General features: G+C 66.2%; 1 protein-coding gene. It reads left to right on the forward strand.

The window, feature by feature from the left end; genetic code table 11:
* Window positions 1–438: 438 nt before the first annotated feature.
* Window positions 439–970, forward strand: a 532-nt coding sequence (locus VP06_RS30360) for an Hpt domain-containing protein (protein WP_048467548.1), incomplete at its 3' end; no start/stop codon positions are given.

Raw genomic sequence — 970 nt, forward strand, 5'->3', positions numbered from 1 at the left:
GAGCGACCCCGCTCCATCGCCTCGTCACAGCGCTCGACAGCGATCGCTCGGCCATGGACGAGCGGGCCATCGCAACGCGGACGACGCAGCGACGCATCGATGGCGCCGCCATCGGATCGATGCACCGGGCGGCCACCGTCCCGGCGCCACGAGCCCGTCGTGAACCATCCCCGAGACCGGCGCGACGTCTTTCGTTAACCAATATTCTACCAATCCCTTAACGTCACATAACCTCGAATACGTTATCGCTAACTGAAAATTATCCCTTGTTTGGCATAGTCAGATTACCGCGAAATCTCGCTTTTCCCGGCATCATTCCTGACGTGACGCTTTCTGCTGCCCAGATGGTCGAGCGGAAGGCGAGCGACGGAGGAGGGTCGGGACGGGGTGGCGCTTTCGTCTTCGCGATTCCCGCGCGATCCAAGGGTCGATGCAGACATGACTTCCCTCAACCCGGTCGACGTGTTCCGGATGGAGGCAGACGAGCTTCTCGCCTGCCTCGAGACCACGCTACTCGACCTCGGCGAGAAACCGCAGGACAGGGACCTGATCGACACGGCGTTCCGTGCGCTCCACACGATCAAGGGCTCGGGGGCGATGTTCGGCTTCGAGCGGGTGGCGGCGTTCACCCACGATTTCGAGACCGCCTTCGACCTCGTGCGCCAGGGCCGCGTGCCGGCGAGCCTCGATCTCGTGAACGTCGCCCTGTCCGCCAAGGACTACATCCGCCTCCTGATCGAGGATCCCGACGGCGCCGAGCCGGTCTTCGGCCAGGCCATCCTCGACGAGCTCAGCGGCCTCGTCGGGCGAGCCACGGGCCGGGCGACGGCCGCCCCGGCTCCGGTCTCCGAACCGGCGACGGTCTCCGAACCGGTCGGCGATGGCGCGGCCGGCTGGCGCGTCGCGATCGCCTTCGCGCCGGACATCCTGCGCAACGGCACGAACCCGCTGGCCCTCCTCGACGACCTGC

This window comes from Methylobacterium aquaticum (genome assembly GCF_001043915.1).
GTDB classification, from domain to species: domain Bacteria; phylum Pseudomonadota; class Alphaproteobacteria; order Rhizobiales; family Beijerinckiaceae; genus Methylobacterium; species Methylobacterium aquaticum.